Origin of the sequence: Streptomyces sp. NPDC018031, from assembly GCF_044327625.1 — a bacterium.
Lineage (GTDB): Bacteria > Actinomycetota > Actinomycetes > Streptomycetales > Streptomycetaceae > Streptomyces.
The window spans coordinates 420,849-446,358 of record NZ_JBIRFT010000001.1; the positions used below are offsets into that span (position 1 = coordinate 420,849).

General features: G+C 72.1%; 24 protein-coding genes and 1 riboswitch. Of the genes, 11 read left to right on the forward strand and 13 right to left on the reverse strand.

All coding sequences use genetic code 11. The features are described 5' to 3' along the window. Positions 1-11 precede the first annotated feature (11 nt). From ACH4B3_RS01745 to ACH4B3_RS01765, 5 genes are all read right to left on the reverse strand, one after another. Complete coding sequence (locus ACH4B3_RS01745; RefSeq protein ID WP_398460720.1) at positions 12-863, reverse strand: hypothetical protein; 852 nt, start codon at positions 861-863, stop codon at positions 12-14. Positions 864-1,368: 505 nt separating this feature from the next. Then, positions 1,369-1,572 (reverse strand): hypothetical protein, encoded by a 204-nt coding sequence (locus tag ACH4B3_RS01750; protein ID WP_398460721.1) that lies wholly within the window; start codon positions 1,570-1,572, stop codon positions 1,369-1,371. An 11-nt stretch (positions 1,573-1,583) separates the two neighbouring features. Continuing rightward, on the reverse strand, positions 1,584-1,880 hold the full coding sequence (locus ACH4B3_RS01755) for a hypothetical protein (RefSeq protein ID WP_398460722.1): 297 nt from the start codon (positions 1,878-1,880) through the stop codon (positions 1,584-1,586). A gap of 23 nt (positions 1,881-1,903) precedes the next feature. Beyond that, complete coding sequence (locus tag ACH4B3_RS01760; RefSeq protein WP_398460723.1) at positions 1,904-2,209, reverse strand: hypothetical protein; 306 nt, start codon at positions 2,207-2,209, stop codon at positions 1,904-1,906. Next, positions 2,202-2,756: a bifunctional DNA primase/polymerase gene (locus ACH4B3_RS01765; RefSeq protein WP_398461549.1), complete on the reverse strand. Its 555-nt coding sequence runs from the start codon at positions 2,754-2,756 to the stop codon at positions 2,202-2,204. The genes ACH4B3_RS01760 and ACH4B3_RS01765 overlap by 8 nt, the downstream gene beginning before the upstream one ends. A 391-nt stretch (positions 2,757-3,147) precedes the next feature. Here ACH4B3_RS01765 and ACH4B3_RS01770 point away from each other — a divergent pair, with 391 nt between their 5' ends. After that, complete coding sequence (locus tag ACH4B3_RS01770; RefSeq protein WP_398461550.1) at positions 3,148-4,407, forward strand: hypothetical protein; 1,260 nt, start codon at positions 3,148-3,150, stop codon at positions 4,405-4,407. On the opposite strand, the gene ACH4B3_RS01775 is transcribed toward ACH4B3_RS01770, so the two are convergent. Further along, positions 4,404-5,330: a phosphotransferase family protein gene (locus tag ACH4B3_RS01775; protein WP_398461551.1), complete on the reverse strand. Its 927-nt coding sequence runs from the start codon at positions 5,328-5,330 to the stop codon at positions 4,404-4,406. The genes ACH4B3_RS01770 and ACH4B3_RS01775 overlap by 4 nt on opposite strands. Before the next feature lie 399 nt (positions 5,331-5,729). Between ACH4B3_RS01775 and ACH4B3_RS01780 the strand changes: the two genes are divergently transcribed. Then, entirely contained in the window at positions 5,730-6,140 is a 411-nt protein-coding gene (locus tag ACH4B3_RS01780; protein ID WP_398460724.1) for a PPOX class F420-dependent oxidoreductase, read from the forward strand. 191 nt (positions 6,141-6,331) lie between these two features. On the opposite strand, the gene ACH4B3_RS01785 is transcribed toward ACH4B3_RS01780, so the two are convergent. Further along, positions 6,332-8,293, reverse strand: coding sequence for a bifunctional serine/threonine-protein kinase/glutamate ABC transporter substrate-binding protein (locus tag ACH4B3_RS01785; protein ID WP_398460725.1), 1,962 nt, complete (start codon positions 8,291-8,293; stop codon positions 6,332-6,334). 527 nt (positions 8,294-8,820) lie between these two features. Further along, positions 8,821-9,029: riboswitch (cyclic di-AMP (ydaO/yuaA leader) on the forward strand. Positions 9,030-9,034: 5 nt separating this feature from the next. Between ACH4B3_RS01785 and ACH4B3_RS01790 the strand changes: the two genes are divergently transcribed. Beyond that, on the forward strand, positions 9,035-10,216 hold the full coding sequence (locus ACH4B3_RS01790) for a transglycosylase family protein (protein ID WP_398460726.1): 1,182 nt from the start codon (positions 9,035-9,037) through the stop codon (positions 10,214-10,216). Positions 10,217-10,310: 94 nt separating this feature from the next. Here the strand turns inward: ACH4B3_RS01790 and ACH4B3_RS01795 are convergent, their stop codons facing one another. After that, positions 10,311-10,697 carry a DUF427 domain-containing protein gene (locus ACH4B3_RS01795; RefSeq protein ID WP_398460727.1) on the reverse strand — a complete coding sequence of 129 codons (387 nt, stop codon included), beginning with the start codon at positions 10,695-10,697 and terminating at the stop codon, positions 10,311-10,313. A 567-nt stretch (positions 10,698-11,264) separates the two neighbouring features. Further along, positions 11,265-11,750 (reverse strand): MarR family winged helix-turn-helix transcriptional regulator, encoded by a 486-nt coding sequence (locus ACH4B3_RS01800; protein WP_398460728.1) that lies wholly within the window; start codon positions 11,748-11,750, stop codon positions 11,265-11,267. A gap of 253 nt (positions 11,751-12,003) precedes the next feature. Here ACH4B3_RS01800 and ACH4B3_RS01805 point away from each other — a divergent pair, with 253 nt between their 5' ends. Next, positions 12,004-13,605: an MFS transporter gene (locus ACH4B3_RS01805; RefSeq protein WP_398460729.1), complete on the forward strand. Its 1,602-nt coding sequence runs from the start codon at positions 12,004-12,006 to the stop codon at positions 13,603-13,605. Here ACH4B3_RS01805 and ACH4B3_RS01810 read toward each other — a convergent pair. Then, positions 13,551-13,784: a hypothetical protein gene (locus tag ACH4B3_RS01810; RefSeq protein WP_398460730.1), complete on the reverse strand. Its 234-nt coding sequence runs from the start codon at positions 13,782-13,784 to the stop codon at positions 13,551-13,553. The genes ACH4B3_RS01805 and ACH4B3_RS01810 overlap by 55 nt on opposite strands. Positions 13,785-14,269: 485 nt before the next feature. Here ACH4B3_RS01810 and ACH4B3_RS01815 point away from each other — a divergent pair, with 485 nt between their 5' ends. Next, positions 14,270-14,461, forward strand: a complete 192-nt coding sequence (locus ACH4B3_RS01815) for a DUF1059 domain-containing protein (protein ID WP_398461552.1) — start codon at positions 14,270-14,272, stop codon at positions 14,459-14,461. A gap of 140 nt (positions 14,462-14,601) precedes the next feature. After that, entirely contained in the window at positions 14,602-15,360 is a 759-nt protein-coding gene (locus tag ACH4B3_RS01820) for a thioesterase II family protein (RefSeq protein WP_398460731.1), read from the forward strand. 190 nt (positions 15,361-15,550) lie between these two features. Here the strand turns inward: ACH4B3_RS01820 and ACH4B3_RS01825 are convergent, their stop codons facing one another. Further along, positions 15,551-16,780, reverse strand: a complete 1,230-nt coding sequence (locus ACH4B3_RS01825; RefSeq protein ID WP_398460732.1) for an MFS transporter — start codon at positions 16,778-16,780, stop codon at positions 15,551-15,553. A gap of 205 nt (positions 16,781-16,985) precedes the next feature. Here ACH4B3_RS01825 and ACH4B3_RS01830 point away from each other — a divergent pair, with 205 nt between their 5' ends. From ACH4B3_RS01830 to ACH4B3_RS01840, 3 genes are all read left to right on the forward strand, one after another. Beyond that, positions 16,986-18,101, forward strand: coding sequence for a LysR family transcriptional regulator (locus ACH4B3_RS01830; RefSeq protein ID WP_398460733.1), 1,116 nt, complete (start codon positions 16,986-16,988; stop codon positions 18,099-18,101). A gap of 435 nt (positions 18,102-18,536) precedes the next feature. Beyond that, the gene (locus tag ACH4B3_RS01835; protein ID WP_398460734.1) at positions 18,537-19,886 is read left to right on the forward strand and encodes an FtsW/RodA/SpoVE family cell cycle protein; all 1,350 of its coding nucleotides are present in this window, start codon (positions 18,537-18,539) and stop codon (positions 19,884-19,886) included. Continuing rightward, entirely contained in the window at positions 19,883-21,340 is a 1,458-nt protein-coding gene (locus tag ACH4B3_RS01840; protein WP_398460735.1) for a penicillin-binding transpeptidase domain-containing protein, read from the forward strand. The genes ACH4B3_RS01835 and ACH4B3_RS01840 overlap by 4 nt, the downstream gene beginning before the upstream one ends. Before the next feature lie 50 nt (positions 21,341-21,390). Here ACH4B3_RS01840 and ACH4B3_RS01845 read toward each other — a convergent pair whose 3' ends face one another. Next, the gene (locus ACH4B3_RS01845) at positions 21,391-22,218 is read right to left on the reverse strand and encodes a polysaccharide deacetylase family protein (RefSeq protein ID WP_398460736.1); all 828 of its coding nucleotides are present in this window, start codon (positions 22,216-22,218) and stop codon (positions 21,391-21,393) included. Between the two features lie 246 nt (positions 22,219-22,464). Between ACH4B3_RS01845 and ACH4B3_RS01850 the strand changes: the two genes are divergently transcribed. Next, positions 22,465-23,049 (forward strand): hypothetical protein, encoded by a 585-nt coding sequence (locus tag ACH4B3_RS01850; protein WP_398460737.1) that lies wholly within the window; start codon positions 22,465-22,467, stop codon positions 23,047-23,049. Between the two features lie 220 nt (positions 23,050-23,269). Here ACH4B3_RS01850 and ACH4B3_RS01855 read toward each other — a convergent pair whose 3' ends face one another. Further along, positions 23,270-24,376 (reverse strand): ferritin-like domain-containing protein, encoded by a 1,107-nt coding sequence (locus ACH4B3_RS01855; protein ID WP_398460738.1) that lies wholly within the window; start codon positions 24,374-24,376, stop codon positions 23,270-23,272. Between the two features lie 169 nt (positions 24,377-24,545). Between ACH4B3_RS01855 and ACH4B3_RS01860 the strand changes: the two genes are divergently transcribed. Beyond that, on the forward strand, positions 24,546-25,475 hold the full coding sequence (locus ACH4B3_RS01860) for a diiron oxygenase (RefSeq protein WP_398460739.1): 930 nt from the start codon (positions 24,546-24,548) through the stop codon (positions 25,473-25,475). The last annotated feature ends 35 nt before the right edge of the window (positions 25,476-25,510 follow it).

A 25,510-nucleotide genomic window follows, 5' to 3' on the forward strand; every position in this document is an offset into this window, starting at 1 on the left:
TTGGTCATGGACTAGCTGCCTCCCCCAAGCGATGCGCCAGTCCGAGCGATCTTGAAGATCGCCATACTCCCCAAGAGTGGAGACGGGCCACCACCGAGGGGATAGCTGTCTTTTATCCCGGCATAGAGGGCGAGCCCATTCTCATGGAGCTCGTTCAAGATGGCGGTGATGCTGCGTTGGGCGTCGCGCACTGAAGCACGAGAGTGCTCTATGTCGGACGAGATGTCGCTCCAGTCCCGGAAGGTCTGCACAGCACCATCGATGAGGTCCTGCTCCTCGTCGGTACAGTCATTCGGCTCAACATGCTCGAACCACCCGAGGCACCCGGAGAGGATCGGCCAGAGGTCCCGTCCCGTTCTCATGTAACTGAGCGATACGACTTCGAACTCAGGTTCTTCAGTCGAGATGATGTCAATGATTCGGTCGACCTGCTCACGCCTGAGCTTGCAGATCTCAAGGGCGAGCGTCTTGAGCCCCCAAACCTCGATGGTGACACCGGGGTACAGGGGACGCAGCTCATTGTCTATGAACTGGTCAACCTCACCCGGCACGGTGTCGTTGGTGAGGAAGCGCCACACATTCACATCCCGGTGCTCCTGCAGGCAGCCCTCCAAGTCACTGCGAACCTTCGCCTTGGTCTTGTCGAGGCGTTCGTTACGCGTCGCATGCGCTGCAAAGAACACCCTGGCCTTCGGGCAGTAGCCATCGTTCTTAGTGTCACCCCTCGGCCCGGCCGCCCGCACCGGTTGGTAGTCACCGGGGTACAGCTCTAGCCCAAGCCGATCCATACAGTCCTGGAAGGCGTTGCCCTCTAGGCGGATGAGCTGGCCTTCAACGACCTTCCGCAGCGAGTTCTGGTCCACGGGAGTCATTACCGCACAGCCGCACCACTTGGCGCAGCTAGGTAGGACTGATCGAGCAGCCGTGGCCGGCGCAGTGCCGCGCACTCGTTCGTCTGTGCGCCCCACCACGAGCGCACCAGATGGAGCGGGGACGATCGGGGAGTCACGGTAAGGACGCTGAGTCCGACGGGGGACGCGCCAGGCGTAGGACCAGGTCAGCGCCCCACCCAGCCACAAATGATCGCAGCTTCCCAAGCTGAGGGCCCGCACAGCGATGAGACCGAACACGCTCTATCTGCATCAGCTAGTAGCTTGCGGCTGTCAGCCATGGCGCACTGGAGGTTTCCTGGGAACTACTGTTCCCGCCAGTCCTAACCGACTGTGGTCGGCACAGAACCACGGCTATCAGCATGGCGAAGCCCCGCACGGCGGCCACTGCTCAGCGGCACCACACGGGGCTCTGCATCCAGTCAAGAGAGATCGCGACCCTAACCCGATTCGGTCGCCATGGGTTGCTACACAGGTTTCAGGACGTGATCCGCACCACGGCTGCACGCCGAGCTATCAAGGGCGTTTCGGTGTCGAGCACCACGGTCATACCGTTGTCGAGGAAGAGCCGCTTCCGGCCACCGTGCAGCGCGAGCATGTCGCGGACACGCAACTGAGTACGCTCGATGTTCACGATGTCGCCCCGGCGGACAGTGCTCGCATAGACGGTCAGGACTTCCATCAGGACCGCCCTCATGCCGCCTCAGTCCGGTTGGACTCGAGTGCCATCTCCGCCGTTAACCCCGTCTCCAGCAGCCGGACGAGGAGTTGTACCGCCTCCGGCCTGACCGCGCCGAGGCACACGATGCCGTCACCGTTAATGTTCACGTCGGCTCTGAGTCCGGGGAAGTCCGCGTCCAGGCCGAGCGCCTGGAGCTGGCCCGCGAGGGCATCTGCGCCCTGCTTTGCTGCCGACCAGCCGCGTACATACGGCACCCCGGGCACCAGGGCTTCCGCTCGTTTCGCGCAAACGCCTCTGGGGTCAGTCATGCCTTCCACCCTTCGCTTAGAAGTCAGTCAGCTTGGTTGCTGGGCTTGCCGCAGTTGCTGCGGGCTTCAGAGGATTCCTGGCAGTCGAGTGCGCGCTGCAGCAGTTCCGCGAGACGTTTGGCCACCTCCGGCGAGATGCGGCCGAGTTCGATGAAGCCCTGTCCGAACGCGTTGATGTCCGCGCGCAGGTAAGGGAACTCGCGTTCCATGCCCGCGGCGATCAACACATCCCGTAGAGCCGCCGCCGCGTCGCGGGCCGCGTACCATTCACGGCTGTCGATCGGCGACCACCTCGCCGCGTCGGACGGCTCTCCGCTTCCCTCACGCACGGGCCGGCCCCTGCTGCGAGTCCCCAGCCTCCGAAGCCGCCGCGGTCAGAGACTTCTGTTCCTGCCCGTATCGGTCCGCCCGTGCCACCAGGGCAGCCGAGGCGACGAACATGGCAGCCAGCGCGGCAACCCGTGACGGATTCGCCTCCGGACGCCTTATGGGGGCTCGCAGCCATGCGTAGCGGTCGCCGCTCAACGGCATGGGTCCCGGGGCCACGACGACAGAGCCCGTGTCGAGATAGCGGTACTTCGGCGGTGTCGCCACCTCCGACTCCAGCATGGTCACGAACCGCGCCCGGGAACGGGACGGGAGGAAGAACCCGACCTGATGCGCTCCCCAGTCGACCATCACGGGCCCCATGGGCATTCCCTGCCGGTCGAGCTGGTCGAACGTCTCCATGCCGATCCGCTGGTCGATCACCACGACGTCGAAGTAACGGCCGGTCGACAGGGTGACCGGCCGACGAGGGTCACCTGCCCAGGCCGCTCGGCACACTTCCGGATCGTCCGCCGCTGCGGACAGCCATTGCATCCCCCGCTTCGTCATCAACTGCACGGCAATCTCACCTCGCTCGCTCTATGACGGCTGGCCAGCCGCCGTGCAACCAGAGTCGGGCCCGGGCCTCTGAGCTGGGCAGATGATGAGAGGTGACGAGGGGTGACGCCTCCAGTGCAGGCGTGTCATCCCACGTCACCTCACGCATCGGAGTCCGCTGATGACATACAGGCCCCAAGAGCGCCTTTGATTCCGTACATTCAGGGGAAGGCCACCGGCACAACCCGCCTTGGAGGAGGCGAGCACCACGGACTCGACCCAGCCCTTCGGCACGCTTCTGCGCGACGCCCGGAAGTCCCGCGGGTGGGGTCAGTTGCGCCTGGTGAGTGAGCTGAGATCTGCCGCAGGGCGGCAAGGGGCGGCCCTGCCGACCGACGCCAGCGTGAAGCGGCGCATCGCCAGCTGGGAGAACGGGCACAGCCTTCCGGATGACTTCTACGGCCCCTTGATCTGCGAGGCCCTGGGCATGACCGCCGCACAACTCGGTCTCAATCACCTCACGGGGCAGGATGCCCGGCTTCTCGAAGCCCGCTACTCGCCGACTCCCGAGGCAGCCTTCATCGCCGTCGACCAACTGTGGCGTGCTGATCTCCATGGCTACGAGCCGCTGGTACTTGCCGAGCCGTCACAACCCGCCTGGAGCGAAGCGTCTCTTCGGTGGCTCGTTGCGCCAGAGCCTGGCTTCCCCGCGCCTCCGCGTACGGGCGCCGTTCGTGTCGGGTTGGCCGACGTGGCCGTCATCAGGTCGACCAGCACCATGTTCGCCCAGCTGGATGACCAGTTCGGAGGAGAACACGCTCGTCACTCCGTCATCCAGTACCTGAGCAGAGATGTCGCGCCCCTGCTCACCGGCCAGTACACGGAAGCCGTAGGGCGCGCGCTGTTTGCCACAGTCGCGGAGGCGACGCTCCTGGCCGGGTGGATGTCGTACGACTCATGCCACCACGGCCTTGCCCAGCGCTACTTTCTCCAGGCCCTTCGCCTCGCCCAGGACGGCAACGACCGCCGATTGGCGGGGAGCATCCTCTCTGCCATGAGCCACCAGGCCACCTTCCTCGGTCACTTCACGGAGGCGGCCACCCTGGCCCGCGCCGCGCGGATGGGCATCTCGGGAGTCGCGACTCCGACGCTCATGGCTCAGTTCCACGCGATGGAGGCCCGCGCCCTGGCCCGTACCGGCGATACCCGGGCGTGCGAGCTCGCGCTCGCGGAGGCGAGCAAGGCCATGGAGAGCCGCAACAGCAGCGACGAGCCGGAGTGGATCACTTACTTCGACGAGGCCGAGCTTGCGGCCGAGGCCGCCCACTGCTTCCGCGATGTGAACAGCGCACGGCAAGCCGTCGCGCACGCCGAGAACGCGATGAGCGGGAACCACGTCCGAAGCGACTTCTTCGCCACCATGGTCCTGGCCGACGCCCACCTCCGCGCCGGTGAGCCCGTGGAAGCCTGCCGGGTGGCGCTGGACGCGCTTGATCTTGGCGAACAGCTCAGGTCCGCTCGGTGCGTGAGCTATCTCGCCGAATTCCGTCAGCACCTGGCGGAGGCCGGCGAATCAGCCGCTATCCGCGACTTCTACGAGCAGGCGTCCGATCAGCGGCTGTGGCGCGCGACTGACAGAGTCGTCGGGCAACGCTCCCGCTAGAAGGGTCGCCAGTCCCGGCGGCTGCCATCCGTCTTCAAGGCGTTCAGCCGTCGTGCGAACTCCTCCGCGGATTTGGTGCTCGTCGTCACCTGCTGGCCAAGCCAGACGACCATCATCAGTTCCCGGAGGTCGGCGAGGACCGGATAGCCCGGCCAATTCATCAGGTCGAACCCGTAGTGGTAGACGAAGGACTCGTACTCACTCCGCGTGTGCCAGCCATAGCGGTCGTAATAGATCGCGGTGAGGATGAGATCCCACTCTCGCGGAGCCAGCGCGAAGCCGTCGAGATCGATGAAGATCGCTTCGCCGGTTCGGTGCCGGATTACGTTCCCTATGTTCGCGTCACCGTGGATCATCCCGAACGGGAGTACGAAGTCGAGCCGGTCGTACTCCTTGTGCAGCTTGGTGGCGCGATCTTCGAGAAAGGCTCGGTCTTCCTCTGCGACGCCGTCCAGCCGGCGCAGTGAAGCACCCAGCCGGGCGAAGGGGTCGAAGTACGGCAGGCCCAGCGACTCCGGTTCCTCCAGCCAGTGCAGCCGCCGCAAGAGCTTGGCGAGCTCATTGAGGGTCGCGTACTCCTCGCGCTCCTGGGCGCTCTCCCAGAAGGTCACCACCCTGCCACCGGCCAGCACCGGCTGACGGACGTCGGGCAGCACCCGGGTCGCGGGAAAGCTCTCCGTCTCCAGCCACCGGGCGACGCGGACCGCCCGCTGCATCTCTTTCAGGCTGTCGGGGTCTCTGGCGATGCGGATGATCACTGGCGCGGATGCGAGGCGGTAGACAGCATTGGAGCCGAGCCTCAGCAGCTCAGCACCCGCGGGGTTGAGTCCAGCCGCGAGGCAGCTCTCTCCCAGGACCCCCCTCGCGCTCTCCTCTGTGAACTCCGTCGCCCCGTTCGGGGCCCCGCCATCGCCCGAGATCATGCCGTCGACGCTACCGCCCGCCCGGAGCGCCGCGACAGACGGCCACGTCATAATGGCGTGATGATCTTGCTGTGAGCGGGGCCAGCCAGGCACTCCGCCGCAGGTCAACCGGTTCGGGGCGTCTTGAGCTCTCCCGGCCTCCGGAGCCGTGTGCGCAGGTTCGAATCCTGCCGGGGGCACTTCGCGAGAAGTGCCGGAAGACCCCGCGATCAGCGAGTCAGCTGAAGCGGGGTCTTTTGCGTATTCGCGGCCGGATGCGGCTGCCGGCCGTCTCATGAGGGTGATCACGCACAGGCGGTGTGCGGGGGCGGGCGTGGCTCCGGGAGGGCCGCGGCAGTCGCGGCGGGCGGCCTCGGCGGCCTTGACCTCGACCGCGGTTGAGTTTCTAGGGTCGGCCGCATGATCTTCACTGAGAAGGAGCGCGAGTACCTCGCCGCCCAGCCGCTGGCCCGGCTCGCCACCATCGGACCCGACGGGGGTCCGCAGGTCCGCCCGGTGGGCTTCCGGCTCAACGACGACGGCACCATCGACATCGGTGGGCCCGACATGGCCCGCAGCCGGAAGTACCGCAACGCGCAGGCCCGTCCCGACGTCTCCGTGCTGGTCGACGATCTGGCTCCGGCCGATGACCCGGTCGCGGGCGGGTGGGGGCGCGGGGTCGAGATCAGGGGCCGGGCCGAGGTGCTGACCGTCGACGTGCCACCCGTGGCACCCGACTACTTCAGCCGGGACATCATTCGCGTCCACCCCCGGAAGGTCGTCGCCTGGAACCTGGAGGCGCGGGGGACCGACTCCCGCGAGGTCGGGTGAGGCAGGACCGGAAAGCGAATCGGCTCGGTTCCCGCGGGCTCCGGAAGCGGTCGCGGACCGAGTGACCCCCGGACCCTCCGAAAGGCCGTCCGCAGGTTCACCATTGCGCGTTTGCGGCATGGTTCCCGCGGCCCGACAGCGGCCGATGTCCGGGAATCGTGCGACGGTCCGACGCGAGGGTTCCGGCGGGGTTATTGCTGGGGCGGGGCTTCGGCCCGAAGGAGGGGGAGATTCTCGGTCATCGCCGTGTCCCAGGCCCCGTCCGCCGTCATTTTCCGCAGCGCTTGGCGGATTCCGTTCCTGAGGTCGCTGCGTTTGGGAACGCCGATGCCGTAGCGCTCGTAGGTGAGTTCCAGGCCGGCCAGCTCGTAAGTGCCGGGCTCCCGGGCGGCCCAGCCGGCGAGTACGGCGTCGTCGGCCGTGACGGCGTCCACTTCGCCGTTCGCCAGTCCGGCCAGGCACTGCGGAATGGTGTCGCGCTCCAGGAGCTGGGCCCGGGGGGCGAACTTGGTCTTCATGTTGAGTCCGGGGAGGGAGCCGGTGACCGAGCAGAGCTTCTTGTCGTTCAGGTCCGCGGGCTTGTCGACGGACGGGCCGTTCGCGCGGGTCAGCACGTCCTGGTGGGCGACCAGGTAGGGACCGACGAAGTCGACTTTGGTGGCCCGCGCGTCGGTGATGGCGTAGGTGGCGACGATGAAGTCGACCTCGCCGCGTTGCAGCAGACGTTCGCGGTCGGCGCTGGGGGCCTCCTTCCACTCGATGTCGCGGGGGTCGTGGCCCAGTTGCCTGGCGATGTACGTGGCCACGTCCACGTCGAAGCCGCTGTGCCGGCCGTCCGGGGTCTTGAGTCCGATCCCGGGCTGGTCGAACTTGACCCCGATGGTGATCTTCTTGCCACCGGGGGTGCCGCTGCCGCCGGAGGCGCCGGCCGGGTCGCCGCCGGGTGTGCCGGAGGTGCCCGGGCTGCGGGGTGTGCGGCCTTCCGCCTCTCCGCCGCCCGGGTCGCCCCAGGGCAGCAGGGTCCACAGCAGGACGCCGACGACGCCCAGCGCGCCGAGCGCCGACGCGTAGACCCGCCCGTGGCGCAGCCGGGCCGTCGGCGGCCGGGCCGGCGAGGGCGGCGGCGGGGCGGCGGAGGCGGGCGGCGGCGGGGCGGGCGCGGGCGGCGGCGAGGCGGGCGCGGGCCGCGGCGGGGCGGGCGCGGGCGGCGGCGGGGCGGCGGAGGCGGGCGCGGTGGCCGGCTGGGTGGGGGGTCGCGGGCCGGTGGGGCCGGGCGGGTCCGGGACGGGGGCGTCGGGGGACGCGTGGGCCGGCCGGGCCGCGGCCATCGCGGCGGCCTCGGCCTCGGCCAGCAGCCGGTCCAGGGTCGGCGCGTCCGGGCGCCGGTCCGGGTCGCGTACCAGGACCGATGTCAGCACTCCGGTCAGCGGTCCGGCGTGCCGTGGCGGCGGGACGTCCTCGCTGAGGACGGCGGCGAGCGTGGCCAGGGTGTTGCCGCGGCGCAGCGGGTTGTGCCCCTCCACGGCCACGTAGAGCGTCATGGCCAGCGACCACAGGTCGGCCGCGGGCCCGCCGTCCTGGCCGGCGACGCGTTCCGGTGCCATGTAGTCGGGGGTGCCGATGATCGAGCCGGTGGCGGTCAGGACGGTGGAGTCCAGGACGGCGGCGATGCCGAAGTCGGTGAGGACCGGGCGGCCGTCGGGGCGCAGCAGGATGTTGGCGGGCTTGATGTCGCGGTGCTGGATGTCCGCCGCGTGTGCCGCGCGGAGGCCGTCCAGCATCCCGCGGCCGGCCCGGGCCGCCTCGGCGGGCGCGAGCAGGCCGCGGTCGAGCCGGTCCTGGAGCGATCCACCGGTGACGAGTTCCATGACGAGCCAGGGGTAGGGATGCTCACCGCCGTCCACGATGTGGTGGATGGTGACGACGTTGGGGTGGTCCACGCGCGCGAGTGCCCTGGCCTCCCGGAGGACGCGGGCGCGCAGGGCGCGGGCGGCCTCGGGGTCGTACTCGGCGAGTCCCGGGTCGGGTGGGCGCACTTCCTTGAGTGCCACTTCGCGGTGGAGCGCCAGGTCACGCGCTTTCCACACGGTTCCCATGCCGCCGCCGCCGAGCCGCGCCAGCAGCTCGAAACGGTCGTCGATCACCCGCGCCACACGGCCCCCTTCACCCGGACGAGGGCCCCGGGCAGGGTCGTCTGCGAGGATCCGCGGGCCCTCGGGCCGAAGCCCGGGCCAACTCTGCCACAGCTGCCCGGTCGCGGGCAGGCGAGCGGTGAACCCGGCAGTCGGAGGCGCCGCGGCCGGGAGCGGCGGGAACGGATGGGCGTTTTGTCCATCGATCGGGCGGCGCGGCGCCCAACTCATTGACACAAAACGGACTTTTAATGACTCATGCCCTTATAGCTGGCCCGGGTGAGGGAGGTCACGGACGGGGGCGTCAACCCGTGACCGCTCCGTCGCGTCCCGCGCACTTTGCGTCAGGTCGATTACCGGGCGCTTTTCCAGGACGCCATTGTGCAAGATCTCCATTTCGGTACGGAAGAGATCCGGAGCGCAGCGTGACGTAAAGCGGAAGTAATTCGGAGAATGGATCTTTGACGCAGGTCACGTGGCTTGTGGCGGCGAATTCGTTCTGATTACGGTGGCGCCCGCTCCCTTCGGCAATCACTGCTCGGGAGCCTGTAACCGGAGCGCCTAATCCTGCCGCCGGTTGCGGATCCCACGACGCATCACGGCAGGAGCGGGGGAACCAGGTAAGTGCCGGACCGGGCATTCGCACGGCCGGCTTGGGGTGAAGACGCGTTGCGGTGGGATGACCGCTGCTCAGGACGCGGCCGGGCAACTCCAGCCCGAACCCGACAGCTCACCTCGCAGGCGTAGGAGAGGAACACCCCTATGTCTCGCGGACGTCACCGTCGCTATAACCCCGGCCGTATCGCCAAGGTCTCGCTCGCGCTCGCCGCGGGCGGTGCCGGTGTGGCCCTTCCCTTCGTCGGCGCCACTTCGGCGAGCGCCGCCTCCGTCGAGACCTGGGACAAGGTCGCGGCGTGCGAGAGCACCAGCAACTGGAGCATCAACACCGGTAACGGCTTCTACGGTGGCCTGCAGTTCACGCAGTCCACCTGGGCGGCGTTCGGCGGCCTGGACTACGCGCCGCGTGCCGACCTCGCCACCAAGGACCAGCAGATCGCCATCGCCGAGAAGGTGCTGGCCGAGCAGGGCCCCGGCGCCTGGCCGGTGTGCTCGGTGAAGGCCGGCCTCACCAAGGGCGGGCCGGCCCCGGCCATCTCCCCCGACGGTGAGAAGAAGGAGGCGGCTCCCGCCCCGGCGAAGCCCGCCCCCAAGCCGGTGGCCGCCGCGCCGAAGGCCGCCCCGAAGCAGGACGCCCCCGCCACCAAGCCGGCCGAGGGCTCCGAGTACACCGTGGTCCGCGGTGACAGCCTGTTCAAGATCGCCGAGTCGCACGACGTGGACGGTGGCTGGAAGGCCGTGTACGACGCGAACCGCGAGGTCATCGGCGGCAACCCGAACCTGATCTTCCCGGGCCAGGAGCTGGCGCTGACCGCCGAGGCCCCGAAGCAGCAGGCCCCGAAGCCCGCGGCCCCCAAGCAGGAGGCCCCGAAGCCGGCCGCGAAGCCCGCCGCCGCCCCGGCCGAGGCGCCGTCCGCCTCCGGCTTCACCGCGCCGGTCGCCAACCTGGTCCTGGGTACCCCGTACCACCAGGCCGGCAGCGCCTGGTCCAGCGGCTACCACACCGGTGCGGACTTCCCGGTCCCGACCGGCACCACCGTCAAGGCCATCGGCCCGGGTGAGGTCGTCTCGGCCGGCTGGGGCGGCTCGTACGGCAACCAGGTCGTCATCCGCCACGCAGACGGCAAGTACAGCCAGTACGCCCACCTGTCGTCGCTGTCCGTCTCCGCCGGTCAGACCGTCTCCGGTGGTCAGCAGATCGGCCTGTCCGGCTCCACCGGCAACAGCAGCGGCCCGCACCTGCACTTCGAGGTCCGCACCGGTGCCGGCTACGGCTCCGACATCGACCCGATCGCCTACCTGCGCGCCCACGGCGTCAGCATCTGAGGTGCCGACGTCCTGACGGCCGACGTGCCGTAGTCCGGAGTGCCCGGTCCGCCACCGTGCGGGCCGGGCACTTCGGCGTTCCGCCGACGGGTGGTCAGGCGGGTGGCGGAGCGGGGGAATCGCCGGTGACGGCGATGTCGGCGACGGTGTCGTAGAAGGACAGGTGGTCCTTGAGCTCGGCGACGGCGGGGATCGGGTCCGGGTAGGCCCACACGACGTCGCGGTGCGTCCCGCCCGGGCCGGTGTAGGACCAGTACGAGGCGGTGCCCTTGAAGGGGCAGACGGTGTGGTGGGCGGTGGGCTCGAAGAGGCTCAGGTCCACGTCCTGGACGGGCAGGTAGTAGCGGACCGGCAGGCCGGTCTCGTGCACCAGCAGCGGCCGGGTGGACTCGGCGACCACCTGGCCGGCGATCTCGACCCGTACGCGCTGCGAGCCGCGCACGACCTCGACGCGGTGGGCGGTGGTGTGCTGGTCGCTCATGACGGGTTCCCCCTCGGATGGCGTCCGCTCGGTGTCGTTGGGGGAACACCGGGGGGCGGGTTGGGATTCCCGGCCGGTGCGCCCCGCGCGCAGACCCCGGTCCGGTCGCCCGCACGGAGGCCGGCCCGGTCGCCTCCGTGCGGGCCCCGGCCACCTCGGGGGCCCGACCGATCGTCTCCGCGCGGGCCGCGTGCCACGTGCCGGGGCGTTTGAAGGGCCCGGGCTGGGGTGCGTCGGGCTCGCCGGCTGCCCGGCGGAAGGTGCGGCCGGCTCGCCGACCGCCGCGGGCGGAGGGTGCGGTCGACTGCCGGGAGGCGAGGCCCGGTGGGCTGCCGGGCGGCGTGCGCCGGCAGCTGCCGGACCGCGGGGTTGCGCCGGGTGCCGGACCGCGCGGTTCCGCCCGCCGCCCGAAGACTGGTGCCGGCGGGGCCGATCGGCTGCCGGGCCGCGGGGGCGCGCCGGGTGCCGGGAGGCGCGGTTCCGCCCGCTGCCCGAAGACTGGTGCCGGCGTGCGCCGGCAGCTGCCGGACCGCGGGAGCGCGCCGGGTGCCGGGCGGCGGGGGCCGGTCAGTCGCCGGGCGGCGGGGGCTCGGTGTTCCGGCGGGGCCAGTCGCGGCCCTCGTACTCCTCCACCACCCGGTTGAAGCGGGTCAGGGCCGCCTCGAAGTCGGCGAGTTCGTCCGGGGTCCAGTCGGCCAGGATGCGTCCGAGGCCGTCCCGCCGCAGGGTGCGGTCGGCCGCCAGCCGCTTGGCGCCCACCTCGGTCATCCGGAGTTTGCGGGCGAGGCCGCCGTCCGGGTCCGGGATGCGTTCCAGGAGGCCGAGCCGGAGCAGCCCGGCGGTCTGCCGGTTGACGGTGGAGACGTCCAGCTGGAAGGCCTCCGCGAGCCGGCCGATGCTCATCGGCCCTTCGGCGTCGAGCCGGGACAGCAGCACGTAGGCGGAGCGTTCGAGCTGGTACGGGCGGTCGGAGCGGCGCTCACGGGGCGTCATGACATGGCACCGGGCGAGCAGCATCAGCTCGCGCTCCAGCCGTTCGAGGCGGTCCGCCACGCACTTCTCCTCGCTGCCGCCGCCCGTCCTCGGGCCATCGGTCCCTTGACCATGATTTTGCCTTATGCACAGAACGGAGTGCACCCCTCCGGTACTGGATATGCACGATACACATTGTGTGTATGATGCACATCCCGACCGTCCGGCATGTACGCGTCGGCGATGTCGTCCACCCGCTCCACCCCGGGCCCCGGCACGGGCCGCCGGGCCCCGCAGCGCACTGCCTGAACCCACCTCATGGAGGCGGCCCCGAATGTCCGAGAAAGCCAGCGACCCCGTCGGCCCGGCGGAACCCCCTCCCCCGGGGGCTCCGGACGGGCGCACGGCGACGGAGCGCCAGGCGGGCGGCGCGTTCGTGGCCGTGCTCGCCTTCTGCGGCATCGCCGTGTCCGTGATGCAGACGCTCGTCGTCCCGCTCCTCACCGACCTGCCGCGGCTGCTCTCCACCTCGACCTCCGACGCGTCCTGGGTGGTGACCGCCACGCTGCTGGCCGGCGCCGTCTCGACACCCGTCATGGGCCGGCTCGGCGACATGTACGGCAAGCGGCGGATGCTGCTGGTCGCGCTCGCCCTGCTGGTCACCGGCTCACTGGTGTGCGCCATGACGTCCGACCTGGTGCCCATGGTGGCCGGCCGGGCGATCCAGGGCGGCGCCATGGGCGCCATCCCGCTCGGGATCAGCATCATGCGGGACGAGCTGCCGCCGCAGAAGCTGGGCTCCGCGATGGCGCTGATGAGCTCCTCGCTGGGCATCGGCGGCGCGCTCGGACTGCCCGCCGCCGCGCTGGTGGCCCAGCACACGGACTGGCACACCCTCTTCTACGGTGCCGCCGGGCTGGGCACGGTGGCGATCGTGCTGGTGCTGCTGGTGGTACCGGAGTCGTCGGTCCGCACCCCGGGGCGCTTCGACGTCGCGGGCGCGCTCGGGCTGTCGGCCGGGCTGGTGGCGCTGCTGCTGCCCATCACCAAGGGCGGCGACTGGGGCTGGACCAGCGGTGTCACGCTGGGTCTCCTGGGCGCCTCGGTGGTGATCCTGGTGGCCTGGGGCTTCCTGGAGCTCCGCGTCAGCCGGCCCCTGGTCGACCTGCGCACCACCGTGCGCCGCCAGGTGCTGCTGACCAACCTCGCGTCGATCCTGGTCGGCTTCTCGTTCTACGGGATGTCCCTGGTCTCGCCGCAGCTGCTGCAGCTGCCCGGCGCGACCGGCTACGGCCTCGGCCAGTCGATGGTCATGGCCGGTCTGTACGTCGCCCCGATGGGTGTGGCGATGATGCTGGTCGCGCCGCTGTCGGCCCGGATCAACGCCACCCGCGGCCCCAAGGTCTCGCTGATCATCGGCCTGGTGGTGATCGCCGCGACCTACGGCGGCGGCACCGCGATGCTCGGTTCGGTCTGGCAGGTCGCGCTGCTGGCCACCGCGCTGGGCGTCGGCGTGGGCATCGCGTACTCGGCGATGCCGACCCTGATCATCAGCGCCGTGCCGGCCCGCGAGACGGGGGCGGCGAACGGCCTCAACACCCTGATGCGGTCGATCGGCATGTCCACCTCCAGCGCGGTGGTGGGGGTGATCCTGGCGCACCGGACGACCTCGTTCGGGTCGCTCGAACTGCCGAACCTCGACGGGTTCCGGGCGGCGTTCTGGATCTCCTGCGGAGCCGCGGTCCTGGGGCTGCTCATCGCCCTGTTCCTGCCCGCCGGCCGGCCGGGAGGGCTCGGCGCCGGGACGGGACCGGCGGCCGGCGGCACCGGCTCGGCCGCCGGCGGGGACCCGGTGGCGGGCGCGGTCCCGGGCGCGGCCGGTCAGCCCTCCTCGGGCAGGCTGTCCCAGGCCTCGCCCTCCTCGCGCAGCTCGTAACCCTCCGTCTCGGCCACCGACCGCGCGTGCGCCCGGCTGCGCAGCGGCACCTCGTGGGTCTCGCTCTGGACCTCGGCGTGTACGCCCGCGCGGTCGGCCACCGCCTCGATCGAGTGGGTCTCGTAGATGACACGCCCCGGCTCCGCGGCGCTCCGGACCACGTACATGCTCACTGCCATCGGGCTCACTCCCCGAATACGCGTCCCCTGGATTCAGCATCCCACTCGGCGGCGATCTCCTCCCCTCCGTTGGGCCATCCAGGCGTGTCCCGCCGCGAGGGGACCGGCGCGCCGTGTCACGGCGGCGGGACACGCCTGGAAGGCCCGTGCCACCGCGGCCCGGCGCCCTCCGGTCCGCGCGTCACCGCGGCCCGGCGCCCTCCCGGCCCCGTGTCACCGCGGCCCGGCGCCCTCCGACCCCGGACCGATGTCCGGTATGCGGACGTCGCTCGGGGGGCAGCGCGAGGCCCGGTGGGGGCCCGGCAGAGGGTCCGGCGGGGTCCGGTGGGAGACCCGGCGGGGGTTGCGGGCCGGTCCCCCGCGCCGCCCGCCGCGGGTCCGTCCGGCGCCGGCGGACCACCGCCCGGCGCATGATCCGGGCGGGAGCTTTCCCCCGGGACCGAACGGGGGGAAGGTGGGAGGTGACCCACTCGGGAGGCTGCCCCATGCGCAAGGTCCTCGATTGCCGGGATTACCCGGGCGAAACCCACTGCACGCTGACGATCGCGGGCGACGAGGAGGACGTGCTGCGCGCGGCCACCGAGCACGCCGTCTCCGCGCACGGCCACGTCGACTCGCTGGAGCTCCGCGCCACGCTGCGGAAGATGCTGCGGGACGAGGTGCCGCCGACCGGGTGATCGCCGGGATGTGTCCGCCTGACGTCCGCCGACGCCGGTCCGGGTGGCTTCCGGCATGCCCGGCCCCGTACCGTCCTTGTCGGAACACGCTTACCCGGTGCGGCAGATGGCCGGCCGGGCCGATGAGGGGGAACACGAGCATGACGAGCAACACCGGCGACTGGCTGCGGAAGTTCCAGGCGGCCCCGAGCAGTGAGATGCGGCTGGTCTGCTTCCCGTACGCGGGCGGGGCGGCCAGCTACTACTTCCCGTTGGCCAAGTCGCTGGCACCGGCGATCGAGGTGCACGCGGTGCAGTACCCAGGGCGTCACGACCGGTACCGCGAACCGGTCATCGACGACATCAACCAGCTGGCCGACGCCGTCTTCCCCGCGGTGCAGGAGCTGACCGACCGGCCGCTGGCGCTGTTCGGGCACAGCATGGGCGCGGTGGTGGCGTACGAGATCGCGCTGCGGCTGGAGGACCGGCTCGGGGTGAAGCCGGTGGTGCTGTTCGCGTCCGGGCGGCGGGCGCCGTCCCGCTACCGGGACGACGACGACGTGCACAACTGGAGCGACACCCAGCTGCTGGCCGAGATCCAGTCGCTGGAGGGCACCGACAACGCGGTACTCCAGGACCCGGAGCTGCTGCGGATGGTGCTCCCGGCGCTGCGCGGCGACTACCGGGCGATCGGCACCTACCAGCACGTCCCGGGCCGCACGGTGAGCTGCCCGCTGGTCACGCTGATCGGCGACGTGGACCCGAAGGTCACGCTGGACGAGGCGCGCGACTGGGAGCGGCACACCAGTGACGAGTTCGACCTGCGGTCGTACTCCGGCGGGCACTTCTTCCTCACCGACCACATGGCGGGGGTCACGGAACTGATCCAGGAGCGGCTGAACCCGGGCGCGGGCGCGTAGGCACGCCGGGCGGGCCGGGCGCGGGCCGGCACCCGGCTCGCCCGCGCCAGGTCCGCCCGCACCCGGTCCGCCCGCGGTAAGCCGGTGCCACCGCGGTGGGCCGGTGCCACCGCGGTCGGTCAGTGCCACCGCGGTCGGTCGGTGCCGGTTCACTTCAGGCCGGTGCCGGTTCACTCCGGCCGGTGCCGGTTCACTCCGGGCCGGCCGCCGCCTCGGCCCGTGCCGGGCGGCGGTCCGGCACGGCGGTCGCGATCAGGGCGGCCACCGCGAGCGCGCCCCCGCACCACATCACCGCGGTGACCGTGGCCCGGTCGGCGACCTGGCCGCCGAACAGCGCGCCGGTCGCGATGGCCAGGTTGAACGCCCCGGCGAACAGCGCGGACGCCGCCTCGCGGGCCTGCGGGACGGCCCGCAGCACCCAGGTCTGGGTGGTGACCGAGACGCCGCCGTACGCCAGGCCCCACAGCACCAGCAGCGCCACCGCCCCGGGGGTGGACCGGCCGAGCAGCGGGACGAGGAGTTCGGCCGCGGCGAGCAGTCCGCAGAGCACGGCCAGGGTGCGGCGCGGGTGGCGGTGGGCGGCCGTGCCGGCGAGGAAGTTCCCCGCGATGCCGGCCAGCCCGTAGCAGAGCAGCAGGGTGCTGATCAGGTCCGGCTCGACGCCGGAGACGTCCTCCAGGACCGGCCGCACGTAGGTGTAGGCGCCGAAATGGCCGACGACCAGCAGCACCGTGACGATCAGGCCGGTCCGCAGCGGGCGGACGCGCAGCAGCCCGGGGACCTCGCCGAGGCGCACCGAGCGGGTGGCGGGCAGCGGGGGCAGCAGGACGGCCATGGCCACCATGACCGCCACCGCCAGGGCGCCCACCACCGCGAACGCGGTCCGCCAGTCCGCCAGGTCGCCCATGAGCGTTCCGGCGGGGACCCCGAGGACCGAGGCCACCGCGATGCCGCTGAAGATCAGGGCGGTGGCGGCGCCCACGGACCGCTCCGGCACCAGCCGCCCGGCCAGACTCGCGGCGATCGACCAGACACCGCCGATGCTGATGCCCACCAGGACGCGGGCGACGAGCAGCACCGGGAAGGCCGGGGCCAGGGCGGAGAGCAGGTTGGCGGCGGCGAGCAGCCCCATCAGCCCGCAGAGCACCAGCCGCCGGTCCAGCCGGCCGACGGCGGCGGTGAGCAGCGGGGCGGCGAGCGCGGCGACGACGCCGGGGACGGTCAGGGTGAGGCCGGCGGTGCCGTCGGAGACGCCGAGGTCGGCTCCGACGGAGGTGAGCAGGCCGACCGGCAGCATCTCGGTGGTGACGACGGAGAAGATGCCGACGGCGACGGCGCAGACCGCGGGCCAGCCGGTGCGGGGGGTGGAGCGGGGGCCGAACGCCGTCCGTGAAGTGGGGAGTTCCGTGGTTCCGGGCATGGCTCCAGCGAACCGCCGGGCCGGGGGCGGGAACAACGCCGAAGTGCTCATCCTTGTATGAGGCACACTCATCGATCGCGCGCCCTCCCCCGCGCCCGGCGGCGGACGGAGCCGGCCGGGCGGGCGGGACACGGCGGGAGGGCGGCGCGCGTCGGGCGGATCGTGGGCGCCGGACCGGTGGGCGGCGTCCGCCGGGGAGGGTCGGATGACGGACGGCGGCGGTCTGGAGATACGCGAGCTGGAGTGCTTCCTCGCGCTCAGCGAGGAGCTGCACTTCGGCCGGGCGGCCGAGCGGCTGTACGTGTCGCAGAGCCGGGTGAGCCAGCTGCTGCGCGCGCTGGAGCGGCGGATCGGCGGGCAGCTGGTGGAGCGGACCAGCCGCCGGGTGCGGCTGACGCCGCTGGGCGAGCGGTTCCTGGCCGACCTGCGCCCCGCGTACGCCGCGCTGCACGGGTCGGTGCGGGCCGCGCGGGCGGCGGCGCGCGGCGTGCCGGGCAGGCTGCGGCTCGGTTTCCTGGGCAACGCCGACGAGCGGGTGCTGGGCGGCATCAACGCCTTCCGGGACCGGTACCCGCGGTGCGAGGTGGACACGGTGGAGATCCCGCTGGCCGATCCGTTCGGCGCGGTGCGCGGCGGCGCGGTCGACGCGGCGGTCGTGCTGCTGCCGGTCGCCGAGCCGGACCTGGTGCTGGGGCCGTCCTTCTCCCGGCAGCGGCAGACCGTGGCGGTGCCGGTCCGGCACCCGTTCGCGGGGCGGGCCTCGGTCCTGGTGGAGGAGCTGGCGGACTGCCCGCTGATCGGGCCGGCCGGCCCGGCGCCCCGGTACTGGCGGGAGTTCATGGCCCCGACGCTGACGCCGGGCGGGCGGCCGGTGCCCCGCGGGCCGGAGGTGCGCACTCTGCAGGAGGGGCTGACCGCGGTGGCGGCGGACCGGGGGGTGATGCTCTGCTGTGCGCCGACCGCGCGGTACCACGGGCGGTCGGACGTGGTGTTCGTACCGGTGGAGGGGCTGCCCGCCTCGACGCTGGGGCTGGTCTGGCGCCGCTCCCACGAGACCGAGGGGGTACGGGCCTTCAGCCGGGCACTGGCGGAGGGCGTGGTGACGGTGGAGGGGGTGGCCGTGGAACGGACGGCCGAGGAGAGGGCCACCAGGGAAGGGACGACGGCGGACAGGGTGACCGCGGAAGGGACGACCGCGGAGGGGACGGCCGGGGAAGGGGTGGCGGTGGTGCCGGCCGGACCGGACCGCGCCTTCGACCGGGGTGCGGCCGGACCGGCCCGCGCCCTCGCCCGGGATGCGGCCGGACCAGCGGCTCCCTGACCGGCGGCTCCCTGACCGGGTGCGGCCGGTCCGGACGCACCCGCCGCCCGGCGGGGCGGCCCGCCGTCGGGTCCGGCCGGGACCGGCGACCGTACGCTGCCGGGACCGCTGACCGTACGCTGCCGGGACCGCCGACCGTCCGCTGCCGGGGCCGCGCCGCCGCCGGTCCATCACGGCCGGGCCGGGGGCGGCGGCCGCACCGGGCGGGACCGGCGGAACGGGCCACCGGTCCCGCGCCGCCGATGAGCCGCCGGCCCGGCAGTACCGGACGGACAGCCGGTCCGCCCCCGCGACCGGCCGCACCCGGCCGGCCCGGACCCACATCGGCGCCGCCCTTCGGCCCGGCCGCACCAGGCCGGACCGGCACCCGGCCGGACCACACCAGAAAGTCATACATAAGGGACTTACCGCCCGCCGCTTGCTAGATTCCCGGCCATGGGCGCTACGACCACCGACGCTCCCCCGTCACCGCTCCGGGTCCCCCGTCGCCGTGGCGTGGAGCTGGGGCTGATCGTCGGCGCCGTGCTGATCTGCGTCGCGGGCTACGCCGTGGTCGGTCTGGCGGTCGACGGCGCCGTGCCGCGGGACGCCGCCCGCCACGGGGCCGGCCTCGGGCTGCTCGCGCTGCTGGCCCACCTCACCGTCAGGTTCCGCGCGCCGTACGCCGACCCGCTGCTGCTGCCGATCGCGGTGCTCCTCAACGGCCTGGGTCTGGTCCTGATCCACCGGCTGGACCACGCGACCCCCGGGGAGGCGGCCGCCCCCGCCCAGCTGGTCTGGTCGACCCTCGGGGTGGCGCTGTTCATCGTGGTGGTGCTCGGGCTGCGCGACCACCGGGCACTCCAGCGGTACGCGCACCTGTGCGCGGCCACCGCGCTGGTCATGCTCACCGTGCCGATCTTCTTCCCGGCGGTGAACGGTGCCCGGATCTGGGTGCGGTTCGCCGGGCTCTCGTTCCAGCCCGGCGAGTTCGCGAAAGTCCTGCTCGCGGTGTACTTCGCCACCTATCTGGCGGCCGGGCGCCACGCTCTGGCGTACAACCGCCGACGGGTGTGGCGGTTCCGGCCCCGGCTGCCGCCCGGCCGGGTGCTGGGTCCGGTGGTGGCCAGCTGGCTGGCGAGTCTCGGGGTGCTGGTGCTGGAGCGGGACCTGGGCACCTCGATCCTCTTCTTCGGACTCTTCGTGATCATGCTGTACGTGGCCACCGGCCGGATCGTCTGGATCGTGCTGGGGCTGGTGCTGGCGGCCGGTGGTGCCACCGCGGTCGCCTCCGTCGAGCCCCATGTCCACGAACGGGTGCACACCTGGCTCCATCCGCTGGCGGGTACCGAGCCGGGCGGCGCCGGAGCCGGGCAGCTCGCCCAGTCGCTGTTCTCGTTCGCCGCCGGCGGCACGCTCGGCACCGGTCTGGGCGAGGGCCACTCCGCGCTCATCGGCTTCGCCATGAAGTCGGACTTCATCCTGGCCACCGCCGGTGAGGAACTGGGGCTGCTGGGGCTGACCGCGCTGCTCCTGCTGTACGCGCTGCTGGTGGCGTGCGGCTACCGGGCCGGGCTGGCGCTGCGCGACCCGTTCGGCCGGCTGCTGGCGGTGGGGCTGGCCACCATCGTGGCGCTCCAGGTGTTCGTGATCGCGGGGGGCGTCACCGGCCTGATCCCGCTCACCGGCATGGCCATGCCGTTCCTGGCCCAGGGCGGCTCCTCGGTGGTCACCAACTGGGTCATCGTCGCGCTCCTCATCCGGGTCAGCGACAGCGCCCGGGCGCACCAGGGGGTTCCCGGGTGAGCCGCTGCATCCGGCGGCTGACCGCCTTCTGCGCGCTGCTGCTGGTGGCGCTGCTGGCGCACGCCGGCCGCCTGCAGACCGTCACCCGGGACACCTACGACGACAATCCGGCCAACCGGCGGTCCGCGATCACCCGTTACGGCCAGCCGCGCGGCGACATCCTGGCCGGGAACGAGAGGATCACCGGCTCCCGGGACACCGGGCAGCGGCTGCGCTACGAGCGCACCTACCGGCACGGCCCGCTCTACGCCCCGGTCACCGGCTTCGCCTCGCAGACCTACGGCACCTCACTGCTGGAGGCGGCCGCGGACGGCGTCCTGGCCGGCACCGACAGGCGGCTGGACGTCTTCCCGCTGTGGCGGGAGCTGACCCGGACGCGGCGGCCCGGCGGCTCGGCCCGGACCACCATCGTGCCCGCCGTACAGCGCGCCGCGTACACCGCGCTGGCCGGGCGGAAGGGCGCGGTGGCGGCGCTGGAACCGGCCACCGGCCGGATCCTGGCGCTGGTCAGCACGCCGAGCTACGACCCCTCCGAGCTGTCCGGCAACGGGCCGGGGACCATCCGGGCATGGGCCCGGCTGACCGCCGACCCCGACCGGCCGATGCTCAACCGGGCCCTGGACCGCACCTATCCGCCCGGCTCCACCTTCAAGATCGTCACCGCGGCGGCGGCGCTGGAGCACGGCGTGGTCGGCGACGTCGACGCGCCGACCGAAGCCGCCGGTCCGTACACCCTGCCGGGCACGGTCACCCGGCTGCGGGACCCGTCCCGCGGCTGCGCGCACGCCTCGCTGCGCCGGGCGCTGGCGATCTCCTGCAACACGGTGCTGGCCCGGCTCGGGGTGCGGGTGGGGCTGGACCGGATGGTGACCACGGCCCAGGACTTCGGGTTCAACGACGACCGGCTGACCGTCCCCTCGCCGGTCGCGCGCAGCACCTTCGCCACCGGGATGGACGGCGCGCAGCTGGCGCTCTCCGCCATCGGCCAGTACGACACGGCCGCCACACCGCTGCAGATGGCGATGGTCGCGGCGGCCGTCGCGGGCGACGGCGATCTGATGCGCCCCTACCTGGTGGACCGGCTGACCGACGCCCGGGGCCGCACGGTGGCCTCCACCCTGCCCACCCTGCTGCACCAGCCGATGAGCCCGCGCACCGCGGCCACGCTGCGGCGGATGATGGTGGACGCGGTCACGGACGGGACCGGCGCCAAGGCGGCGGTGCCGGGGGCCACGGTCGGCGGCAAGACGGGCACCGCGCAGCACGGGGTGGGGAACGCCAGCACGCCGTACGCCTGGTTCATCGGATGGGCGCGGCGGCACGGGGCGGCCGACCCGGAGGTCGCGGTCGCGGTGGTGGTGGAGGACGCGGCGGCCCGGCGCGGGGACATCGCCGGCGGCGGCCAGGCCGCTCCGGTGGCGCGCGCGGTGCTGGGCACGGCGCTGCGGTCCTGAGCCGGGGCGCGGCCCGCCGGGCCGTCACCGGTGCGCCGCCCGCCGGGCGGTCAGTTCCCGGCGGGCCGGATCTCCGGGAAGTCGAACCCGTACCCCTGGCTCTTGAGCCAGGGCAGCACCTGCCGCAGCGCCTCCACGGTCTGGCCGCGCGGACCGCCGCCGTCGTGGAAGAGGATGGTCGGCCCGTTGGACAGTTCGTCCTTGACCGTGCGGACGATCCGGTCGGTGCCGGGCAGCTCGAAGTCCTTGGTGTCGACGTTCCAGCCCAGCGGGCGCATGCCGCGGGCGGCGGCGATGCGCCGGCTGTCCGGGGTGAACGCGCCGCCCGGTGCCCGGTAGTAGTGCACCGTGGTGCCGCCCGCCGCCTCCTCGATCATCTTCTGGGCGTCGAGGATCTGCTGCTTCTGGTAGGCGACGGACTTGTGGTCCATGGTGACGTCGTGGCCGATGGTGTGGTTGCACAGCCGGTGCCCGGCGGCGACCACCTGCTTGACCAGGTCCGGGTGGGCCTTGGCCTGCGGACCGATCATGCAGAAGGTGGCCTTGACCCGATGGTCCTCCAGAACGCGCAGCACCTGCGGGGTCCAGGTGGGGTCGGGGCCGTCGTCGATGGTGATGTTCACGGCCTTGCCGCCGTTCTCGGTGGCGTGCGCGATGTCCTCCGGCACCGGCCGCTCGACCGGCCGCGCCGGGGGCCTGGCGTGCGGCCCCTTGCCGGCGCGCGGGCCGTCGCCGGCGTCCTTGCGCGCTTCGTTTCCCCGTTCACGGCCGGTCGAGCCACCGTTGACCGCGAGCGTGACCGCGACGGTGGCGATCAGGGCGAGCGCCGAGGCGATGATGATGGCCAGGCGCCGCTGCTGTTCGTTCAGTCGTGCCATGTCCGGGTAGATGGTCGAGCGCAGCGCCGGGTTCCGTGGCCGGACGGACGAGCCGGTGTGGGCCCGGTCACCCCGGCCGCGGCGCCGTCCGGTGGAACGTTGTTTGCGCTCGTGATCCGGAGTGCAGCCGAACTGTCCCACGGAGCACGTTTGCATCCCTGGTTTTCCGCTGCCCCGCTGTGAAACGCTCGTTCGCGGCGCCGTTGCAATTCCCGGAACGTGAACGAATCTATGGCAGGAAATTCCGTGCGCATAACAGCTCCGCTCGCCGCCGCGACCTTCGCCGTGCTGTCCCTGTCCCTCACCGGCTGCGGTGACGGTGACGGCGACTCCGCGGCCTCCGGCCCGTCCGCCACGAGCGCGCGCCCCACGGCCACCGCGAGCAAGAGCCCGTCCACCGGCCCCGACCGCGCCCAGGGCACGAAGTCGCCGAGCGCGCGCCCCACCCAGAGCCGGGCGAGCGCCCCGGCGCGCACCACGGCCCCGGCCCCCACCCGCACCAGCACGCCGCCGCGCACCCGGACCACCGCCCCGGCCGCTCCCCCGACCGGCTCGGGCAGCCGGTCGGGGGTCCAGGGCACCTGGTACTTCTCGCTGCGTGCCCCGGACGGGGGGATCCCGGTGATGACGGTGAGCGGCGGTTCGTTCACCATCGCCCATGGCGACCGCTCGGTGACCGGCACCATCGACGCCGCCCTGAACGTGCGGGCGGACTTCCAGGGGCAGGTCAACACCGGCAAGGCCACGCTCGGCAACGGCGGTCAGAGCCTCACCTTCACCTGGAACGACGGGACCCCGCCGGACCGGTTCAGCCGCACCAAGCCGGCCTGACCGGCCCGGCCCGCCCCTGGCGCCGCCGGGCCGCGGGACACGGCCGGTGCGCGCCCGGAGCTGGTCCGGCAGGCGTGACGGGGGTGCGGCCGGCTGTCCGCCGCACCCCCGCCCGGCCGCCTCAGGCCGTTCTCAGGCTGCTCTCAGTCGGTCCTCGGTCGGTCCTCGGTCGGTCCTCGGTCGGTTCTCGGTCGGTTTCCGGGACGGCCTCGTGCCCGGGTCAGTCCGCCGCACCCTGCGCGATCGCCTCGGCCACCTCCTCCTTGCGGGCGGCTTCCTCGGCCGCGAAGCGTTCGGCGTCCAGGCGGTCGGCCTTCTCCTCGTCGTCGGCCATCAGCAGGTCGAGGTTGCTGTCCCCGAGGTCCAGCACCCCCATGTCGACATAGGCGCGCTGGAGCCGTTCGCCCCACAGGCCGATGTCCTTCACGCACGGCACGATCCGGCTGAACAGCAGCTTGCGGAACAGCCGCAGGAAGTCGGACCGTTCGGTGTACTCCATGGCCTGGTCGTGCGGGACCCCGAAGTTCTCCAGCACCTCGACGCCGCGCAGCCGGTCGCGCATCAGATAGCAGCCCTCGATGACGAACTCCTCGCGCTCGCGCAGTTCGGCATCGGTCAGCTGTCGGTAGTAGTCGCGCAGTGCCATCCGGCCGAAGGCGACGTGCCGGGCCTCGTCCTGCATCACATAGGTAAGGATCTGCTTGGGCAGCGGCTTGTTGGTGGTGTCCCGGATCAGGCCGAACGCGGCCAGCGCCAGGCCCTCGATCAGCACCTGCATCCCCAGGTACGGCATGTCCCAGCGGGAGTCGCGCAGGGTGTCGCCGAGCAGGCTCTGCAGGTTGTCGTTGATCGGGTAGACCATCCCGACCTTCTCGTGCAGGAACCGGCTGTAGACCTCGGCGTGCCGGGCCTCGTCCATGGTCTGGGTGGCGGAGTAGAACTTCGCATCCATGTCCGGCACCGACTCCACGATCCGGGCCGCGCAGACCATGGCGCCCTGCTCCCCATGGAGGAACTGGCTGAACTGCCATGCTCCGTAGTGTCTACGTAATTCGCCTCTGTCCTTGTCGCTCATCTTGTCCCACAACGGGGTCCCGTGGATCATCAGGGCCTCGTCGGGTGAGCCCAGTGGGTCGTAGGGATCCACCTCCTGGTCCCAGTCGATCCGGGTGACCGCGTCCCACTGCTTGTCCTTGCCCTTCTGGTACAGGGCGAGGAGCCGTTCACGCCCTTCGTCGTACTGCCAGTTGAAGCGGGCGGCCCCGGAAGCGGGCACCTCCCATGTGGGTTCCTGGGGTGGCTGCGTGTAGTGATCGAGCGTCGACACCGACGCCTCCTTCGACGTCTGTTCCCCCGTGCGGAAAGGTCATTGCGCAGGCTCACACGCCGGTTGACACCGGTCAACAAGGCCCCGCAAGGGGATTGACGGGCTTACTGACACGCAGTCTCATAAGGGGAGACCCCCGGGCAGCCTGACGACGAGGTGCGACTGAGCCATGACTTCCACGATCGACCCACCCCTGCGGCGGGACGCACTCGGGCTGCTCAAGGACCGCGAGCAGGTGGCCGAGCGGCTGCTGGAGTCCTCCGCCAAGCACTCCTTCGACCCGGACACCGAGCTGGACTGGGACCTGCCGCTGGAGCCCGGGAAGTGGTTCTGGCCGCCGGAGCTGGTCTCGCTCTACGGCACCCCGCTGTGGAAGCGGATGCCGGAGGAACAGCGGATGGAGCTGGCGCGGCACGAGGCGGCCGCGCTCGCCTCACTGGGCATCTGGTTCGAGATCATCCTCATGCAGTTGCTGGTGCGGCACATCTACGACCGGCCGGTGACCAGTGCGCACGTGCGGTACGCGCTGACCGAGATAGCCGACGAGTGCCGGCACTCCAAGATGTTCGCCCGCCTGATCGAGAAGTCCGGCGCGCCCACGTATCCGGTCTCGCCGTTCCACCACAATCTGGCGCGGGTGCTCAAGACCATCTCCACCACCCCCGGTTCGTTCGCCGCGACCCTGCTCGGCGAGGAGATCCTGGACTGGATGCAGCGGCTGACCTTCCCGGACGAGCGCGTCCAGACGCTGGTCCGCGGCGTCACCCGGATCCACGTGGTGGAGGAGGCGCGCCACGTGCGGTACGCGCGGGAGGAACTGCGCCGCCAGATGGCCGGCTGCCCGCGCTGGGAGGCCCAGCTGACCCGGGTCAGCTCCGGCGAGGCGGCGCGGGTCTTCTCGGTCGCCTTCATCAACCCCAGGGTGTACGAGAACGTGGGCCTGGACCGCCGGGAGGCGGTGGCCCAGGTGCGGGCGAGCGGCCACCGGCGCGAGGTGATGCAGTCCGGCGCCAGGCGGCTCACCGACTTCTTCGAGGACATCGGGCTGATGCGCGGCGTCGGCCGCAGGCTGTGGCGGAGCTCCGGGCTGCTGGCCTGAACCGGCGGCGGCCGGGCCGGCGGTGGTGCGCGGCA

Bases quoted from the DNA above. Each gene is read 5' to 3' on its own strand.
- ACH4B3_RS01750 (WP_398460721.1), bottom strand. From the start codon at position 1,572: ATGGAAGTCCTGACCGTCTATGCGAGCACTGTCCGCCGGGGCGACATC.
- ACH4B3_RS01755 (WP_398460722.1), bottom strand. From the start codon at position 1,880: ATGACTGACCCCAGAGGCGTTTGCGCGAAACGAGCGGAAGCCCTGGTG.
- ACH4B3_RS01765 (WP_398461549.1), bottom strand. From the start codon at position 2,756: ATGACGAAGCGGGGGATGCAATGGCTGTCCGCAGCGGCGGACGATCCG.
- ACH4B3_RS01775 (WP_398461551.1), bottom strand. From the start codon at position 5,330: ATGATCTCGGGCGATGGCGGGGCCCCGAACGGGGCGACGGAGTTCACA.
- ACH4B3_RS01780 (WP_398460724.1), top strand. From the start codon at position 5,730: ATGATCTTCACTGAGAAGGAGCGCGAGTACCTCGCCGCCCAGCCGCTG.
- ACH4B3_RS01790 (WP_398460726.1), top strand. From the start codon at position 9,035: ATGTCTCGCGGACGTCACCGTCGCTATAACCCCGGCCGTATCGCCAAG.
- ACH4B3_RS01795 (WP_398460727.1), bottom strand. From the start codon at position 10,697: ATGAGCGACCAGCACACCACCGCCCACCGCGTCGAGGTCGTGCGCGGC.
- ACH4B3_RS01805 (WP_398460729.1), top strand. From the start codon at position 12,004: ATGTCCGAGAAAGCCAGCGACCCCGTCGGCCCGGCGGAACCCCCTCCC.
- ACH4B3_RS01810 (WP_398460730.1), bottom strand. From the start codon at position 13,784: ATGGCAGTGAGCATGTACGTGGTCCGGAGCGCCGCGGAGCCGGGGCGT.
- ACH4B3_RS01815 (WP_398461552.1), top strand. From the start codon at position 14,270: ATGCGCAAGGTCCTCGATTGCCGGGATTACCCGGGCGAAACCCACTGC.
- ACH4B3_RS01820 (WP_398460731.1), top strand. From the start codon at position 14,602: ATGACGAGCAACACCGGCGACTGGCTGCGGAAGTTCCAGGCGGCCCCG.
- ACH4B3_RS01825 (WP_398460732.1), bottom strand. From the start codon at position 16,780: ATGCCCGGAACCACGGAACTCCCCACTTCACGGACGGCGTTCGGCCCC.
- ACH4B3_RS01830 (WP_398460733.1), top strand. From the start codon at position 16,986: ATGACGGACGGCGGCGGTCTGGAGATACGCGAGCTGGAGTGCTTCCTC.
- ACH4B3_RS01835 (WP_398460734.1), top strand. From the start codon at position 18,537: ATGGGCGCTACGACCACCGACGCTCCCCCGTCACCGCTCCGGGTCCCC.
- ACH4B3_RS01845 (WP_398460736.1), bottom strand. From the start codon at position 22,218: ATGGCACGACTGAACGAACAGCAGCGGCGCCTGGCCATCATCATCGCC.
- ACH4B3_RS01860 (WP_398460739.1), top strand. From the start codon at position 24,546: ATGACTTCCACGATCGACCCACCCCTGCGGCGGGACGCACTCGGGCTG.